This is a genomic window from Corallococcus sp. AS-1-6 (assembly GCF_020037015.1).
Taxonomy (GTDB): domain Bacteria; phylum Myxococcota; class Myxococcia; order Myxococcales; family Myxococcaceae; genus Corallococcus.
On the sequence record NZ_JAIQDE010000016.1, the window covers coordinates 95,797 to 110,179 of the forward strand.

Sequence of the window (14,383 nt, forward strand, 5' to 3'; positions counted from 1 at the left end):
GGAGCATGAAGCCCGGATGTCCTCGTCGTGCATGTCGCGCGGCCAGGTGTCGGGAGAGATGGCGTATGCGGCACCTGCTGGTGGCATGGAGTGTGGCGTGGCTGGGAGTGGGATGCGCCGCGACCATTCCCCCCGAGCGCCTCCAGGCCCAGGTGACGGAGACGGAGCGCTGGCAGCGCGAGTACCAGGCCGAGCGCGAGCGCACCGAGGCGCTGGCGGCGAAGCTGGCGGCGCTGGAGTCCGCGCTGGAGGAGCTGGCGCAGGAGCGCGCGGAGGCGGAGCAGGCGCGCGCGGAGGCGGAGCAGGCGCGCACGGCGGCCACGGAGGAGCTGGCGCGGCTGGAGGCGGAGCGCCACACGCTGGAGGAGCACAACGCGCAGTTGTTGGCGCGGCAGCGCGAGCTGGCGGCGCTGCACGAGGAGCTGTCGGACGTCTGGTACGAGTCCGCGCTGGAGCGCGCGCGGCGGCGCACCCAGCCGCCCCTGCCGGGCGCCACCTCCACCGAGGCGGCCGGGCCGGTGCCGTGAGTCTCGCGCGGGCGTCCGTGACGGGACGCCCGCGGTTTCTTTCCCTGTCGACCCAAGGAGCGTCCCCGTGGCGATGAACTCGCGGACCCCCATCCGTGGATACCGCGCGGGTTTCTTCTTCGTGGTGACGCTCTTGTCGGGCGTCATCGGCTTCATGCTCTGGACGGAGGTGCGCACCGGGCATCAGGTGGACGCGCTGGTGCTGGAGGCCCTGGAGCGCGCGAGCCTCATCGGCCGCATCCGCGTGGACGTGATGTCGCTGGAGTCCGCCATCGAGGCGCACGTGCGCTCCAGCGGGGACGCGGAGCGCAAGGAAGCCGACGCGGTGATGGAGGACATCCTGGGCAGCATCCGGCAGTCCTCGGAGGCGTACATGCGCCACCTGCCGCCCGGCGAGAAGGAGATCTGGCTGCGCTTCAACGGCGCGTGCCAGGGGCTGGCGGACCAGGTGCGCGCGGCGGCGGTGTTCTCACGGCAGCGCGACGCGGAGCGCGCCCGGCGCCACCTGGTGGAGAGCATCCGCCCCCTGGCGGCGGAGGTGGACCAGTTGGCGGGACAGTTGGCCACGGAGAACGCGTCCGACGCGCGCGTGCTGGTGGGAAGGCTGGGCACGCTGCGGGTGCGCAACACGGCCCTGGGCGCGGCCACCACGCTCCTGGCCATCCTGCTGTCCATGCTGGTGGGCTGGCACATCATCTCCCTGCTCAAGCGCCAGGACGCCACCATCCAGGGACAGTTGGAGGAGCTGGGGCGGCACAACCAGGAGCTGGATGCGTTCACCCGGCGCGTGGCGCACGACCTGATGGGCCCGCTGTCCCCGCTCAAGGGCTACCTGACGCTCATCCGGCGCTCCGGCGCGGTGAAGGACCCGGGCGCGCTGGAGATGATTTCGCAGTGCGAGTCCAGCGCGGTGCGCATGGGCGAGCTCATTGAAGCGCTGCTGCGCTTCTGCCGCGCGGGCACGCGGGGCGACGGGACGATGGGGGAGCTGGACACGGCGGTGAGCACGCTCTTGCTGGAGGTGAGCCAGACGGCCACGGCGCTGGGCGTGTCGCTGGAGCGCGAGCTGGAGCCGGGCGTGCTGGTGGACTGTCCGGCGCAGTTGCTCCAGGTGGTGGCGCGCAACCTCCTGTCCAACGCGGTGAAGTACACGGCGGGGCGGCCGGATCCGCGCGTGAAGGTGCGGGTGGCGACGGAGGGGGCGGACGCGGTGGTGGAGGTGACGGACAACGGGCTGGGGATGAGCGCGGCGACGCAGGCGTCGCTGTTCCAGCCGTTCTTCCGGGCCGCGGAGGTGCGGGGCATCCCGGGGCACGGCCTGGGGCTGGCGACCACCCGGCGCGTGGTGGAGGCGCACGGCGGCACGCTCACGGTGCATTCAGAAGAAGGCAAGGGCACGCGGATCCGCGTGCGGTTCGCACGTGCGGCGCGCACTCCGGCGCCGCTTGTGGTGGAGTCCGGGGCGCAGCGCGACGCCTCCTCCATCCGCAAGGCCTCATGAGCACAGCCCGAATCCTCGTCGTCGATGATGATCCGCATGCGCGGGACCTGCTCCAGCGCCTCCTGGGCGTGCTGGGCCCGGTGACGCAGGCGCCGGACCCCAAGGGCGCGGCGGAGCGGATGGGCGAGCAGTCCTTCGACCTGGTGCTCACGGACATGGCCATGCCCGACCCGGGCGACGGCCTGAAGGTGCTCCAGTTGGTGAGGCAGCACCTGCCGGACACGCCGGTGATTGTCGTGACGGCGTTCGGCAACATCGAGGGCGCGCTGGACAGCATCCAGCAGGGCGCCTTCGACTACCTGTCCAAGCCGTTCGACGTGGACGCCATCATGCGGGTGGCGAAGCGGGCGCTGGAGCAGAAGCGGCTGGTGGAGGAGAACCGCACGCTGCGCAAGCAGGTGGAGCGCACGTCGCTGGTGGGCCGCAGCCAGGCGCTGCTGGAGGTCTACAAGCAGGTGGCCCGCGCGGCGACCAGCAACGTGCCGGTGCTCATTACCGGCGAGACGGGCACGGGCAAGGAGATGGTGGCGCGGGCGCTGCACAAGCGCTCGGCGCGCACGTCCGGGCCGTTCATCCCGGTGGACTGCGGCGCCATCACCGAGTCGCTGATGGAGAGCGAGCTGTTCGGCCACGCGAAGGGCAGCTTCACGGGGGCCTCCGGGGCGCGGCGCGGCCTGTTCGAGGAGGCCAACGGCGGCACGCTGTTCCTGGACGAGATTGGCGACGTGGGGATGAAGGTCCAGTCGCAGCTCCTGCGCGTGCTCCAGGAGGGGGAGATCCGCCGCGTGGGCGAGAGCGTCCCGGTGAAGGTGGACGTGCGGGTGCTGGCGGCGACGAACAAGGACCTGAAGGCGCGGGTGGCGGAGGGGACGTTCCGCGAGGACCTGCTCTACCGGCTGGACGTGGTGCACCTGCACCTGCCGCCCTTGCGCGAGCGGCGCGAGGACATCCCGGCGCTGGTGGAGCACTTCGCGTCGCTGCACGCGCGGGGCGGGGTGCGGCCGGTGGTGACGGCGGACGCGATGGCGCGGCTCACGGTGTACGACTGGCCGGGCAACGTGCGGCAGTTGGAGAACGTGATGGCGCGGGCGCTCGCGCTGAACGTGACGGGCGTGCTGGGGCCGCCGGACTTCCCGGAGCCCATCGGTGACGCGCCCAAGCGGCTGACGGGGCTCGCGGGGGACCTGCCGCCGCTCGCGGAGCTGTCCAGGCGCTACGCGGCGCACGTGCTCCAGCACGTGGGGGGCAACAAGAGCGAAGCCGCGCGGCTGTTGGGCGTGGACCGCAAGACGCTCTACAAGCTCCTGGAGGCGCAGGAGACGCCCGAAGGGATTCCGCCCACGGAGGGCCGGAGCTGATCCGCGGACGCACTTTCCGCCGTTCGTGGCAATCGCCGTTCAGGGCGCAAGGACTGCCCACCCGTGCGTAGGAGATCGCACCTGGGCCGACGTTGAGGATGTCAGCGCGGACCCGTACCGTTGCGGTCTGTATGCGCCGCCGCTGGTTCCCCCTCGGACTCCCCCTGTTGTTCTTCGCGTGCGCTCCGGTGGAGCCCCCCGCTCCCGCCGCGCTGGTGGATGCGGGCACCGTGACGGCGCAGGCCTCCGCGCCCGACGCGGAGGCCACGCCGCCGACGGAGTCCGCGCAGGCGCTGCGCTCCGCATGGCAGGCCACCGCGCCCGAGCCGGCCGATGGCGGCGGCGTCACGCATGCCACCGCGCCGGCCCTGCTGAGCGCCGTGGACACCACGGAGGACGCGGGCAGCGCGCTGTCGCTGTCGCTGGAGCCCTCGCTGTCGCAGTCCACCGAAGCCCTGCCCGGCGAAGAGGAGCCCCAGGTCATCACCGAGTCCGAGGTCCCCGTGCTGGAGCTGGGGCCAGACGGTGAGCCGTTGATCGACGCGGACGATGACGCCACCGCGACCGGAACGGAGGCCCTCTCGCAGGACCTGGACGGCGGGAGCGCTGTCGCGAACGCGGGCGCTGACGGTGACGAGGACGCGGTCGCGGAGGCACCGCTCGCGGAGGTCGACGCGGGCATGGAGCCCTACGCCATCCCCTATGCACCGGATGCGGGCTCGCTGCGTGTGCGCCGCTCCATCGCTGTTCGCTCCGAGCCCCGGCAGGACTCCCCTTCGCTGGGCACCGTGGCCCAGGACATGCGGGTGCGCTGGAAGGGCGCGATGCGCGGACCGGACTGCGAGACGTGGGTGGAGCTGGAGCCCCGTGGCTGGGTCTGCGAGCGCTACCTGGAACAGAACTTCCGCGAGCCCCGCGTCCGCCCGCTGCCCCGGGTCGAAGAGGGCGCGCTCACCCCCGGCGTCTACGCGCGCGTGGTGGGCCACCGCGTGCGCGCCTATCCGAGCCTCGCGCTCGCCCGGAAGAGGCGGCAGGGCGTGCTGCTCAAGGGCTCCGTCACCGTGAAGCTCCTGGGGCAGGTGAAGGTCGGCCGGCGCACCTTCTGGCGCACCTCCGACGGTCAGTACTTCGAGGCGCGCGTGCTGCGCGAGCACCGCCCCTCCGACTTCAGCGGCCTGGACGCGGAGGCGCTCGCGTCCCTGCCCATGCCCTTCGGCTGGGCCCAGTCCCGCGCCGCCCCCCGCACCGACGTGGTGGTGCGCAAGGCCCCGGACGCGAAAGCGGAACGAGAGACGACCCTCCCGCCGCGCACGCTCGTCTCCGTGAAGGAGCTGTCCCCCAACGGCCAGTGGGTCCGCATCGCGGAGGACCACTGGGTGGCGCGCGACGACCTGCACGTCGCGTGGTCACTGGCGTCCCCGTCCATCGTGGAGCCCGGCGCGCGCTGGTTGGACGTGGACCTGGAGGCCCAGACGCTCATCGCCTACGAGGGCGACCGCCCCGTCTACGCCACGCTCATCTCGTCCGGCAAACCCGGCACCGACACGCCGGAGGGCCTCTTCCGCATCTGGGTGAAGTTCGCGGAGGCGGACATGACGGGCACCATGGGCAACGCCAGCTACCGCGTGGCCACCGTGCCGTGGACCATGTTCTTCGAGGGCGACTTCGCCCTGCACACCGCCTACTGGCACGACCGCTTCGGCGAACCCGTGAGCCACGGCTGCATCAACCTGGCGCCCAGGGACGCGCGAGCCCTCTACGCGTGGACCACGCCGGAGGTGCCCACCGGCTGGTCCATGGTCCACGCGATGCCGGACGACCCCGGCACCTGGGTGCGCATCCGAGGCCAGGCCCATGAGGCGCCGAAGAAGCGCCGCAAGGGCGCCCCCGTCGTCGCCGCCGTGCGGGACCTCTAGCCGCCCAGCACGGACACCGTGAGGCGGCGGCGGTGCGGGGACGTGCGGTGCTCCCAGAGGTAGACGCCCTGCCACGTGCCCAGGTCCGCCTCTCCGTCCTTCACCGGGATGCTCAGGGACACCTGCGTCAGCACCGTGCGCACGTGCGCCGGCATGTCGTCCGGCCCCTCCGCGTCGTGCTGGAACAGCGGGTCGCCGTCCTTCACCAGCCGGGAGAAGAACGCCTCCAGGTCGCGCTGGACGACAGGGTCCGCGTTCTCTCCGATGATCAGCGACGCGCTCGTGTGGTGCAGGAACAGCGTGCACAGGCCCTCGCGGATGCCCGTGCCCTTCACCGCCTTCCGCACCTCACCGGTGATGTCCACCAGGCCCCGGCCTCGCGTGGACACCGTCAGCTCCTTCGCCTGATACACCTGGAAGCCCTCCGTCTCCGGCGGTCAGCGCCCGTCCAGCCGCTTCACGAGGAACGCCGCCAGCAGCTCCAGCTCCTCCGTGATGATGGTGTGCCCACCGTCGAAGGGCAGGAAATCCACCGGCATCCCCGCGCCCGTCAGCAGGTCACGCAGGCGCTCGCCCTCCTGGAAGGGCAGCACCGGATCCTGCCGGCCGTGTCCCTGGAACACCGGCAGCGACGGCCGGGCGCGGACCCGGGGCTCCCACTCCTTCCCGGCGACCATGGCCCCGGACAGGAGGCACAGGCCGGCGGGGCACTCGTCCAGCCGCAGCGCCACGTCCGTGGACATCATCGCGCCCTGGCTGAAGCCTCCCAGCACCACGCGGCCCATGGGCACCGGGAGCGCCGCCACCACGCTCATCAGCGCGCGGCGCGCGGCGGGCATCCCCGGCGGCACCGCCTGCGAGTAGTGCGCCCAGTCCCGGCCCTGGCCCATCAGGATGGCCATGGGGAGCTCGAACCACGCGCGGCCCCCGGGCATGCCCAGCGCGTCCAGCGACAGCGGGGCCTCCGGGAAGACGAACCGCACGCCCTGCGCCAGGCGGGGCGCGGCCATCATCAGCTCCGGCGCCAGCGCCACCAGGTCCGTGCCCGGCGCGCCGAAGCCGTGGCTCAGCACCACCACCAGCTCCGGCGTCGCGCCCTCGGGGAGCGCGTCCACCACGTGGCAGTCCAGCTCCCCCAGCTTCGTGCGCACGTGGCGCGGGCGGAGGCTCACGGCTGCGTGTCGCTGATGGTGACGTGCTGGATGACCATGTCCGTGTCCGGGCGGTCCTGCCGGTTGCGCGGCGTGTTGGCGATCTTCTCCACCACGTCATAGCCCTTCACCACCTCACCGAAGATGGTGTGCCGGCCCTTGAGGAACTGCGGCGTGGACGTGGTGATGAAGAACTGGCTGCCGTTGGTGCCCGGGCCCGCGTTGGCCATGGCCAGGAGGCCCTTCTTGTCGAAGTCCCGGTTGCTCTTGAACTCGTCCTCGAAGCGGTAGCCCGGGTCGCCCCGGCCGGTGCCCGTGGGGTCGCCGCCCTGGATCATGAAGTCCGGGATGACGCGGTGGAAGATGACGCCGTCGTAGAGCGGCTTGCCCTCCACGCGCTCACCCGTCTTGGGGTTGATCCACGCCTGCTCGCCGGACGCCAGGCCCACGAAGTTCGCCACCGTCTTGGGCGCGTCCTTGGAGAAGAGCTTGAGCACGAGGGTGCCCTGGTTCGTCTCCATCGTGGCCCAGAGGTCCTGGCCCTCCAGGGCCTTCTTCTGGAAGCCCTTCGCGGAGGCGGCGTCCGTCTGCAGGCTCACCGTGCGGGTGGCCGGCGCGGAGTTGGAGGGAGCCTTCGCGGCCGGCGGCTGCTCCTTGTCCTTGGAGCACGCGGTCAGGGCGAGGCAGAGGAGTCCAGCGGTCAGGAATCGGGTGCGCATGGGGTGCGCATCCTAGCGGCTTTCGACCCGGCTCCAGCGTGTTAAAGAGGGTCTCCACTCCCGGAGGTTTCCCCTGTGACAACCGGACAGGAATGGCTGGTTGACGCGAGCGGCTGCGCGCCGGAGCGGCTCAAGGACGCGGCCGCGCTGGCGGCGCTCTTCGAGGAGCTGGTCGTCCTGATGGACCTGAAGGTCGTGGGCCAGCCGCAGTGGCACGTCTTCCCGGAGCCCGGCGGCGTCACCGGCCTGGCGCTCCTGGCCGAAAGCCACCTGGCCATCCACACCTTCCCGGAGCACGGCTTCGCCGCGCTCAACGTCTACTGCTGCCGCACCCGCGCGCGACCGGACTTCGACGCGCTGGCGGCGAAGCACCTGGGCGCCACGTCGTGCCGCGTGCGCGAGCTGTCGAGAGGAGTGGAGGCGTGACGCAGGGGGCGTGTCCGTCGTGTGGCGCGAGCGTGGAGTTCTCCGCCGGGTCGGCGCAGGTCGTGGTGTGCGGGCACTGCCAGACGATGGTGGCCCGCGTGGGCGCGGAGCTGGAGGACCACGGCAAGGTGGCCCGCATCGTGGAGACGGACTCTCCGCTGCGGCTGGGCCTGGAGGGCCGCGTCAACGGCACCGCGTATCAAATCGTGGGGCACCTCCAGAAGGACCACGGCGCCGGCCCCTGGGACGAGTGGTACGTGGAGATGTCCGACGGGCGCACCGGCTGGCTCAGCGAGTCCGAGGGCGCCTTCCACCTGCTCTCCGACGCGGGCGTGGAGGAGGGCATCGAGCTGGAGCACCTGCACCCCGGGGACCGGCTGCGCCTGCGCAACCGCCCGCTGGTGGTGGAGGAGCGCGGCCACGGGCGCGTCGTCGCCGCGGAGGGCCAGCTCCCCAGCGACGTGGACCCCCAGGCGGACAGCTACTACGTGGACGCCACCGGCCCGCGCGGCCTGTTCGTCACCCTGGACTTCGGCACGCGCGACCGCGACCCGGAGGTCTTCCTGGGGCAGCGGCTGGAGCTCAAGCAACTGGGCATCCCCGCGGGGGAGCTGCGCCCCCGCGTGCGCAAGGCCCAGCTCCAGCAGGCGCGCTGCACCAATTGCAACGGCCCCCTGGAGCTGCGCGCGCCGGACCAGACGCTGCGCGTGGCGTGCCCGTACTGCGGCGCGCTGATGAGCGTGGCCCAGGGCAAGCTGGCCTTCCTCAAGCTGCTCCAGAAGCCGGAGCTGCCGGCCGCCATCCAACTGGGGCAGAAGGGCACGCTCGACGGCACGGAGTGGATCTGCATCGGCTACCAGGAGCGCTCGTGCGTGGTGGAGGGCACGCGCTACCCGTGGATGGAGTACCTGCTCTACCACCCGGCGCGCGGCTTCACCTGGCTGATGGAGTCCAACGGCCACTGGGTGTTCCTGACGCCCATGGCCGCCGGTGACGCGAACGTCGTGCCGCAGGTGTCCGCCCACTACGGGGGCCGCCGCTACAAGGCCTTCCAGTCCGTCACCGCCGTCACCGACGCGGTGGTGGGCGAGTTCTACTGGAAGGTCTTCCAGGGCGAGAAGGCGCGCGCCACGGAGTACGTCGCGCCGCCGTACTCGGTGAACGAGGACGCCACCGACAATGAAGTCACGTACACGCACGGCGAGTACCTCACGCCGGAGCAGGTGCGCGACGCCTTCAAGCTGAAGGAGCCGCTGCCCGGGCCCCGGGGCATCGCGCCCAGCCAGCCCAACCTGCGCCGCGAGTCGATGCTGCGCACGCTGCGCTGGTCCGCGGTGTGGCTGCTGGGCCTGTTCGCGCTGGCGGCCGTGTTCCACATGCGCGCGCTCAACGCGCGGGTGCTGGACCTGCAGGTGACGCTGCCCCGGACCGCGAACTCCGGCACCGCCGACGCCATGCACTTCAGCGAGCCCTTCGAGCTCCAGCGGGACGGCAACGTGCGGGCGCAGATCCACATGTCGCAGGCGCTGAACAACGCCTGGGTGGGCGTGCAGGGCGACCTGGTGAACCAGGACACGCAGGACGTGGTGAGCTTCTACGAAGAGGTGAGCTTCTACCACGGGCGCGACAGCGACGGCTCCTGGAGCGAGGGCAGCCAGAACGGCAGCGTGTTCCTGTCGTCGCTGCCCAAGGGGACGTACGTGCTGCGGACGACCACGTCGTTCGACCCGGCCCTGAAGCTCAAGGGGCCCCAGTTGGGGCCCGTCGTCAGCTACCAGGTGGTGCTCACGCACGACACGCCCAACGAGAGCTGGTTCGTCATCTCGCTGGTGCTGCTGCTGGTGATTCCGGCGCTGTCGTTCTTCTTCGCCAACGCCTTCGAAACCGAGCGCTGGAAGGAGAGCAACCTGTGAGCGGACAGGGAGGTGGACGATGAAGTACCTGGGCGGACTGGTGCTCGTGGCGTACGCGTGGGCCACCTATACGGGCTGGGCCCCTTTCAGTGACGAGGAGCGCGGCAGGGTGACCGGCGACGTGAAGCGCGGTCCCGGCGGCGTGCTCTTGTGGACCGGTGGATTCATGGGAGGCAAGTGATGCTGTTGCTCGGAGTGGTGGTCACCCTGCAGGGAGTGCTGGCGAGCGTCATCTATTCGCTCATCGGCCTGGTGGTGTTCGTGGCCGGCTTCTACGTCATCCGCCTCATCCTGCCGTACGACGTGCACAAGGAGATTGAAGTCGACCAGAACACCGCGCTGGGCATCGTCATCGGCTCGTTCATCCTGGGCCTGGCCATCATCATCGCGGCGGCCATCAGCGGCTGAAACACGTGACGCTTTGAACAAGACGCTGCTCTTCCTCACCGTCCTCGTCATCGCGACGTGCGGGCTCATCTACGAGCTCATCGTCGGGACGCTCGCCAGCTACCTGCTGGGGGACAGCATCACCCAGTTCTCCACCGTCATCGGCGGCTACCTCTTCGCCATGGGCATCGGCAGCTACCTGTCGCGCTTCGTGGAGCGCGGGGTGGCCCAGCGCTTCGTGGAGATAGAGCTGGCCGTGGCCCTGGTCGGCGGGCTGTGCGCGCCGATGCTCTTCCTCACCTTCACGCTCACCAGCGTGTTCCCCGTGGTGCTCTACGGCAGCGTGCTCGTCATCGGCACGCTGGTGGGGCTGGAGATCCCCCTCCTGCTGCGCATCCTGCAGGACCAGCTCAAGTTCAAGGACCTGGTCAGCCAGGTGCTGACGTTCGACTACCTGGGCGCGCTCGCGGCCAGCGTGGCCTTCCCGCTGCTGCTGGTGCCGAAGCTGGGGCTGGTGCGCACGTCGCTGCTCTTCGGCCTGCTCAACGCGGGCGTGGGGCTGTGGAGCACGTGGCTGCTCGCGCCCGTGCTGGCCAACCCCGTGCGCCTGCGCGTCAAGGCGGTGGCGCTGTGCGCGGGGCTGCTGGTGTGCTTCGCGCTGGGGGACCGGCTCACCACCTTCTACGAGGACCAGCTCTACGCGGATGACGTCGTCCACGCCACCAGCTCCCCGTACCAGCGCATCATCGTCACGCGCGGCAAGCGGGGCTTCTCGCTGTTCCTCAACGGCAACCTCCAGTTCGCCAGCATCGACGAGTACCGCTACCACGAGTCCCTGGTGCACCCGGCCATGGTGCGCGCGCAGAAGGTGGAGCACGTGCTCATCCTGGGCGGCGGGGACGGGCTCGCGGCGCGCGAGGTGCTGAAGTATCCGGAGGTGAAGTCCGTCACGCTGGTGGACCTGGACCCCGCCATCACCGGGCTCGCCATGAACTACCCGGAGCTGGCGGCGCTCAACCACCACTCCATGACGCACCCGAAGATGCGCGTCATCAACACGGACGCCATGCAGTTCCTGGCGGAGGGCGCCAACGCCTGGGACGTCGTCATCGTGGACTTCCCGGACCCCAACAACTTCGCGCTGGGGAAGCTGTACACGACGGGCTTCTACAAGATTCTGAAGAAGCGCCTGGCGCCGGGCGGCGTCGCGGTCATCCAGAGCACCAGCCCCCTGTTCGCGCGGCGCTCATTCTGGTGCGTGGAGACCACGCTGAAGGCGGCGGGCTTCTGGACGCAGCCGTACCACGCGCTGGTGCCGTCCTTCGGTGAGTGGGGCTACGTGCTGGTGGCGCAGGAGCCGGCCAGCCGCCACCGCGCGCTGCCGGAGGGGCTGGCCTTCCTGGACGAGGACACGCTGGAGGGGCTCACGCGCTTCTCCCCGGACATGTCCCCGCTGCCGGCGGAGGTGAACCGGCTGAACAACCAGGTGCTGGTGCACTACTACGAAGAGGAGTGGCGCCGGTGGAACTGACGCGGCGCGAGCTGGTGGCCGCGTTCCTGGGCGCCTCCGTGGCGAGCGCCTGTACGCGGCAGGCCGCTCGCGCGCCGGTGCCGGGCGCCATCGTGGACCGGGCGGTGGACACCGGCCACAAGTTGCGCACGGGGCCGCTGCCGCGCGCGCAGGACTTCGAGCGGGTGGACGTGTTGATTGTCGGCGCGGGCGTGGCCGGGCTGTCCGCCGCGTGGCGCCTGTCCGCCGCGGGCGTGAAGGACGTGCGCGTGGTGGAGCTGGAGGCGGAGGCCGGGGGCACGTCCCGCTCCGGCCGCAACGCCGTGTCCGCGTTCCCGTGGGGCGCGCACTACCTGCCGTCCCCCCTGGAGGACAGGGGGCCGGTGATGCGCCTCTTGCGGCAGATGGACGCCGTCACCGGCGTGGACGCGGAGGGCCACCCGTCGTTCGCGGAGGAGCTGCTCATCCAGGAGCCCGACGAGCGCGTCTTCTACCGGGGCCACTGGTACGAAGGGCTGTACCTGCGCGCGGGCGCGAGCCCCGAGGACCTGGCGGAGCTGGAGCGCTTCGACGCGCGGATGAACGCCTTCGCCGCCGCGCGCGACGCGAAGGGGCGCAAGGCGTTCGCGGTGCCGGGGGCGCTCTCCAGCGACGACGCGGAGTGGACCGCGCTGGACGCGCTGAGCATGGCGCGATGGATGGAGGCGGAGGGCTTCCGCTCGCCCCGGCTCCGGTGGTTCGTGGACTACGCGTGCCGCGACGACTACGGCACCACCGCCGAGCACGTCTCCGCCTGGGCGGGCATCTGGTACTTCGCCGCGCGGCAGAACGGGAAGGGGGAGCGCAGCGACGGCTTCCTCTCCTGGCCCGAGGGCAACGGCCGGCTGGTGAGGCAACTGGCGTCGTCGCTGGGCCCGCGCCAGTTGGAGACGCAGGTGCTGGTGCACACGGTGGAGCCGGGCGAGGACGGCTGCCGCGTGCACGCGCTGGATGCTCGCACCGGGGCGCCCCGGGCCTTCCACGCCCGGCAGGTGGTGCTGGCGTGCCCGCGCTTCGTCGCCGCGCACGTGGTGGCGCCGTGGCGCGAGGCGCGCCCCGCGTGGATGGACGCCTTCGTCTACAGCCCGTGGGTGGTGGCGAACCTGACGGTGTCCGCGCCCCCGGCGTCGCGGGGCTTCCCGCTGGCCTGGGACAACGTCTTCTACGAGAGCCGGAGCCTGGGCTACGTGGTGGCCACGCACCAGTCGCTGCGCCAGGACGCGCGCGGGCCCACGGTGCTCACCTGGTACCTGCCCATGGCCGGCGCGGACGTGAAGGCGGAGCGCAATCAGGCCCTCTCCGCGACGTACGGGGACTGGGAGGCGCTGGTGATGGCGGACCTGCTGCCGGCGCACCCCGGGGTGGGCGCGCTCGCGCAGCGGCTGGAGGTGCAGCGCTGGGGCCACGCCATGGTGCGGCCCCAGCCGGGCTTCCTCTGGGGCGAGGCCCGCCGCGCCGCGCAGCAGAGCCTGGGGCGGCACCTGCACTTCGCGCACACGGACCTGGGCGGCATGGCCCTCTTCGAGGAGGCCAACTGGTTCGGCGTGCAGGCCGCGGAGCGGGCCCTGGCGGGAATGGGGCTCAAGAGCGCCAGTTGGTTGTAGCCATCCGAAGCGGGAGGGAAGGGCACATGAAGGACAGTCGCTTCAGCCGGGCGGAGTTCCTCGCACTCACCAGCCTGCTCGCGGGCTCCACGCTGTTTCCGGGGCGGGGCGACGCGGCTCCGGACGGGGGCACGCCGTCCCTGCGCACCACGAAGTCGCCGGGGCTCGCGGGCGTCCCCGCGGCGAACGCGAACGCGGCGGCGCCCTCCGCGGCCGAGTACGAACAACTGCGCAAGGGCTGCACCGCGTCACTGCCGGTGGCCTCCACGTCCGATGACGGCGCGGAGTACGTGCGCATTGGCGAGTGGATGCAGCGCCAGAAGCTGTCCAGCGACTTCTACGGCAACGGCGACTTCGTGCAGGCCTTCGAGAAGAAGCTCGCGGACCTGCTGGGCTTCGAGGACGCGTGCTTCATGCCCACGGGCACCATGGCGCAGCTCATCGCGCTGCGCATCTACGCGGACCAGGGCAACCTGCGCACGGTGGGCGTGCACCCGTCGTCACACCACGTGCTGCACGAGGACGACGCCTACTCCGTGCTGCACCAGTTGCGCGCGGTGAACCTGGGGCCGTGGACGCGGCCGCTGCTGGCGGAGGACGTGGCGCAGGCGCGCGACGCGCTGGGGAGCGTCAGCGTGGAGCTGCCGGTGCGCTGGCTGGGCGGGCAGCTCCAGACGTGGGAGCAGCTCCAGGAGCTCAAGCGCACCTGCCGCGACAAGAAGGTGAAGCTGCACATGGACGGCGCGCGGCTGTGGGAGAGCCAGCCCTTCTACGGCCGCTCCTACGCGGACATCTGCAAGGGCTTCGACTCCGTCTACGTGTCCTTCTACAAGATGGTGGGCGGCATCGGCGGGGCCATGCTGGTGGGCCGCCGCGACTTCATCCAGGAGGCGCGCGTGTGGCGCCACCGGCACGGCGGCAACCTGTTCCACCTGGCCCCGCTGGTGGCCTCCGCCGCCATGCGCTTCGACGCGGCGCTGGCCGCCATCCCCGGCTACGTGAAGCGGGCGAAGGCGCTCACCGCGCTCATCGCGGCGGACCCCCGCGTCACCGTGCTGCCGCAGCCCGTGCAGACGAACATGTTCCACGTGTTCCTGCGCGGCTCGCCCCAGGCGTACGTCCGTCAGCGCGACCGCATCGCGCGCGAGGACCGCGTCTGGGTGGCGGGGGGCTTCGGACAGACGCGCGTGCCCGGCGTCGTGTCCACGGAGCTGCAGGTGAGCGAGGGGCTGGGCCCCATCAGCGACGCCGACGCGGCCCGCGCCTTCCTGCGCCTGCTGGAGGCGGCCTGAGGCGTTGGCCGCCAACCCTGACGTCGGGTGTCAATGTCAG

The 14,383-nt window shown here is 71.4% G+C and carries 14 protein-coding genes; 11 read left to right on the plus strand and 3 right to left on the minus strand.

All coding sequences use genetic code 11. The features are described from left to right. Window positions 1–65 precede the first annotated feature (65 nt). From K8612_RS22295 to K8612_RS22310, 4 genes are all read left to right on the plus strand, one after another. Window positions 66–527 carry a hypothetical protein gene (locus K8612_RS22295; RefSeq protein WP_223740595.1) on the plus strand — a complete coding sequence of 154 codons (462 nt, stop codon included), beginning with the start codon at window positions 66–68 and terminating at the stop codon, window positions 525–527. A 73-nt stretch (window positions 528–600) separates the two neighbouring features. Beyond that, window positions 601–2,028 carry an ATP-binding protein gene (locus K8612_RS22300; protein WP_223763780.1) on the plus strand — a complete coding sequence of 476 codons (1,428 nt, stop codon included), beginning with the start codon at window positions 601–603 and terminating at the stop codon, window positions 2,026–2,028. Further along, window positions 2,025–3,386: a sigma-54 dependent transcriptional regulator gene (locus tag K8612_RS22305; protein ID WP_223740593.1), complete on the plus strand. Its 1,362-nt coding sequence runs from the start codon at window positions 2,025–2,027 to the stop codon at window positions 3,384–3,386. The genes K8612_RS22300 and K8612_RS22305 overlap by 4 nt, the downstream gene beginning before the upstream one ends. 131 nt (window positions 3,387–3,517) lie before the next feature. Next, window positions 3,518–5,302 carry a L,D-transpeptidase family protein gene (locus tag K8612_RS22310; RefSeq protein WP_223763781.1) on the plus strand — a complete coding sequence of 595 codons (1,785 nt, stop codon included), beginning with the start codon at window positions 3,518–3,520 and terminating at the stop codon, window positions 5,300–5,302. Here the strand turns inward: K8612_RS22310 and K8612_RS22315 are convergent. Genes K8612_RS22315 through K8612_RS22325 form a run of 3 tightly spaced genes read right to left on the minus strand, consistent with a single transcriptional unit; the run spans window position 5,299 to window position 7,172 of the window. Continuing rightward, window positions 5,299–5,715 carry a secondary thiamine-phosphate synthase enzyme YjbQ gene (locus tag K8612_RS22315; RefSeq protein WP_223763782.1) on the minus strand — a complete coding sequence of 139 codons (417 nt, stop codon included), beginning with the start codon at window positions 5,713–5,715 and terminating at the stop codon, window positions 5,299–5,301. The two genes, K8612_RS22310 and K8612_RS22315, sit on opposite strands and share 4 nt — an antisense overlap. Before the next feature lie 24 nt (window positions 5,716–5,739). Further along, window positions 5,740–6,474: a phospholipase gene (locus K8612_RS22320; RefSeq protein ID WP_223763783.1), complete on the minus strand. Its 735-nt coding sequence runs from the start codon at window positions 6,472–6,474 to the stop codon at window positions 5,740–5,742. After that, on the minus strand, window positions 6,471–7,172 hold the full coding sequence (locus tag K8612_RS22325; RefSeq protein WP_223763784.1) for a peptidylprolyl isomerase: 702 nt from the start codon (window positions 7,170–7,172) through the stop codon (window positions 6,471–6,473). Before K8612_RS22325 ends, K8612_RS22320 begins: the two co-directional genes overlap by 4 nt. Window positions 7,173–7,247: 75 nt before the next feature. Between K8612_RS22325 and speD the strand changes: the two genes are divergently transcribed. The 7 genes from speD to K8612_RS22360 are packed head-to-tail and all read left to right on the plus strand — an operon-like array spanning window position 7,248 to window position 14,343. Next, window positions 7,248–7,598: an adenosylmethionine decarboxylase gene (gene speD / locus K8612_RS22330; RefSeq protein WP_120525197.1), complete on the plus strand. Its 351-nt coding sequence runs from the start codon at window positions 7,248–7,250 to the stop codon at window positions 7,596–7,598. Continuing rightward, window positions 7,595–9,511 (plus strand): DUF4178 domain-containing protein, encoded by a 1,917-nt coding sequence (locus K8612_RS22335; protein WP_223740587.1) that lies wholly within the window; start codon window positions 7,595–7,597, stop codon window positions 9,509–9,511. The genes speD and K8612_RS22335 overlap by 4 nt, the downstream gene beginning before the upstream one ends. A 19-nt stretch (window positions 9,512–9,530) precedes the next feature. After that, the gene (locus tag K8612_RS22340) at window positions 9,531–9,692 is read left to right on the plus strand and encodes a hypothetical protein (protein ID WP_014393983.1); all 162 of its coding nucleotides are present in this window, start codon (window positions 9,531–9,533) and stop codon (window positions 9,690–9,692) included. Then, entirely contained in the window at window positions 9,692–9,919 is a 228-nt protein-coding gene (locus K8612_RS22345) for a DUF350 domain-containing protein (protein ID WP_014393984.1), read from the plus strand. The genes K8612_RS22340 and K8612_RS22345 overlap by 1 nt, the downstream gene beginning before the upstream one ends. A 13-nt stretch (window positions 9,920–9,932) precedes the next feature. Further along, window positions 9,933–11,429: a polyamine aminopropyltransferase gene (locus K8612_RS22350; protein WP_223763785.1), complete on the plus strand. Its 1,497-nt coding sequence runs from the start codon at window positions 9,933–9,935 to the stop codon at window positions 11,427–11,429. Next, window positions 11,420–13,051, plus strand: a complete 1,632-nt coding sequence (locus tag K8612_RS22355) for an FAD-dependent oxidoreductase (RefSeq protein ID WP_223763786.1) — start codon at window positions 11,420–11,422, stop codon at window positions 13,049–13,051. The genes K8612_RS22350 and K8612_RS22355 overlap by 10 nt, the downstream gene beginning before the upstream one ends. 26 nt (window positions 13,052–13,077) lie before the next feature. Further along, window positions 13,078–14,343 (plus strand): low specificity L-threonine aldolase, encoded by a 1,266-nt coding sequence (locus K8612_RS22360; RefSeq protein ID WP_223763787.1) that lies wholly within the window; start codon window positions 13,078–13,080, stop codon window positions 14,341–14,343. The last annotated feature ends 40 nt before the right edge of the window (window positions 14,344–14,383 follow it).